We start from the raw sequence: 2,277 nt of genomic DNA on the forward strand, positions 1-2,277 counted from the left end.
AGTAGCAGCTTTGAAAAAAGGCCCCCAAGCAGAGATCCACTCCGATACCAGATCCCCGGGCGGCTTCCACATACGACCTGATGATTTCCCGACGGGGCTGAATATCGGTCTGGTAATCCGGTTTTATGGTTTTTTCCAGGCTCTCCCAATCGTTGATTCTTCCATCGGTTATGACATGGAGGTCTCCCTTGTTGTCCCGGTATTTAAGAGGAGTCCAAAGGGCTTCCAGCGTCATGGCATCCAGGGAAACTAACCGGCAGATTTCCATGAAGTCGGCCGGGTCCATAGGCGGAGCGACACCGACATGGTCTGAGGCGCCCCGGGAAGCAGCCATGGTGCTCCCAACATCTTTGCCCAAAAGGGTCTGTACGTTTTTTGGCTCGATCAGGATTTCAAAGCACGGCACCCGATCGGGGATCCCTCCAAGCAGGGTGGTCAGGAGCCTTTCCTTGTCCGGTTTTCTCAACTTGTCATTCACGCTGCTCCTCCATTCTCAGTGCAAAATAATTAAGTCAATGTATCTGGGGAAGCGTGACCACCGTCTTCAAGATCGGTAATCCATTTCATCCCTCACTCAGTTCACACTCTCTTTGGCAGAGGGGTTTGTTGAATTATTAGAACAGTTTCGACATGTTGATGCCGGAAGTTTCCGGATCTTCGATGTCGTATACCCAGGATGGAATATCTTCCATCAGGCTTCCGGCTGTACGGTACATGGCCAGGATGTTAGGGAGGGGCGAACCCACCTGGATGGCATGGGATGGTCCAAAAAGAAGTCCTCCCTCGGGGAAGAGATCCAGCCGCTTTTGAGTCTCACTGATAACCTCGTTGACCGAACCGAACGCCAGTTCTTTTTGAACATCCATGCTCCCTTGAAAAACGAGGACATCCCCGAAGCTTTTTTTCAGGTTTTCGATGGAGTTTTCGAAGGTGGTGGGTTGGACTACGTCGTAGACATCAAGACCCAGCTCGATCAATCGGGGAAGAAACATCCACACCGTTCCACACATATGCAACATGGTACGACAACCGAACCGATGTACCATGGAAAAATACGATCCATATTTGGGAGCGAAATGTTTTTCGAAAATTTTCAGATTGATCATGGGACCGGCTTGATTGCCCAGGTCCTCCCCGGCGTGGGCAAAATCGATGAGACCCTTTCCAGCCTCGAGGATCCGCTTATGAAGCTCGAAATAGAATTGATAACGGGCCTGCATGATTTCCAGGTAAACCGGGTTATCGTCCATTAAGTCTATCAGAACGTGTTCCATTCCCCTGGCCCGGGAAATCCCATTGATGAAATCCATATCGCCGGCCGTTCCGCAACAGACGGCAAATCCTTCTTGCCGTAACTCATATGCTTGCTGATAAATCGTGGAATAATCAAACCAATCAGCGCTGGGAAAATGAGATCGATCCAGATCCCGTACGTCATTGATACCCTCGTACGGTCGATACACTGACTCCAGGTATTTTCCTCCCTCAAACTCTCGGTATTGGTAGCGTTCGCCGAAATATCCCTCCATGCTCCCGTCGGGAAAGGTCTTGAGAGGCGGGCCGATGTAGGCTGGTTCCACGTAACGAAAATCATCGCCCAATACGAGGCGCAGCTGCTCGTCATTGATCAGGCCGAAATGCTCCTTGATCAACTGGTTGATTTCCGGGGTTCCCTCGTGTTTGACCGGAATCCGGTCATAGCCACCTCGAAGACAAGCACTCCTTACTCGTTCTCTGGATGTCATCGGGCGTTAGCGTCCTTTAATGATAAGATTGTTCGCAATCTTCAGGATGCAGCTCAACACGTATCAAACTTTTTCCAGTAGTAATAGTGCAAAAACGGGGAAACAGTTTAACAAAGAAAGTACATGAAAACGGAGGGTAATATGACTGCGGTGTATGCTCCATTCAGCAACGAGGCTACGTTTCCTTCCCCTCACCCAGTGCTTTACCAAACCTATCCAATATTACACTGGTATTGTAAATATCCTGTCAGTGCTTGTCAACGCCCCGAATTTCCTCATCTAAAATCTTGATGAACTCCTATCGTTGCCTCATTGAAAAATCTTGATATCAGCTAATCTACCTCCAGGAGATATTGAGAGACCGGAGGTAACGAAATGGAGCTGTCGATGCATACCAGAAGAGAAATCGTGAAGAACCTGGCACCGGAGTACCGGAAGGCTACCAAGAAAGAGAAGGGAAAGATCATCGATACACTCGTCCCTCTCACCGGTTACCACCGGACGTACGCCTCCTGGCTGTTGTCGCATCATG

The 2,277-nt window shown here is 49.5% G+C and carries 2 protein-coding genes; both read right to left on the reverse strand.

Translation table 11 applies throughout. The annotated features are described in order from the left end of the window. On the reverse strand, window positions 1–478 hold a 478-nt coding region (locus VLH40_02930; protein HSV30964.1), incomplete at its 3' end, for a hypothetical protein. A gap of 136 nt (window positions 479–614) precedes the next feature. Continuing rightward, window positions 615–1,745 carry a uroporphyrinogen decarboxylase family protein gene (locus VLH40_02935; GenBank protein HSV30965.1) on the reverse strand — a complete coding sequence of 377 codons (1,131 nt, stop codon included), beginning with the start codon at window positions 1,743–1,745 and terminating at the stop codon, window positions 615–617. Window positions 1,746–2,277 lie beyond the last annotated feature (532 nt).

It is taken from the genome of Atribacteraceae bacterium (genome assembly GCA_035477455.1).
GTDB lineage: Bacteria > Atribacterota > Atribacteria > Atribacterales > Atribacteraceae > DATIKP01.

Excerpts from the sequence above, each read along its gene's own strand:
- VLH40_02935 (HSV30965.1), bottom strand. The coding sequence starts at position 1,745 with ATGACATCCAGAGAACGAGTAAGGAGTGCTTGTCTTCGAGGTGGCTAT.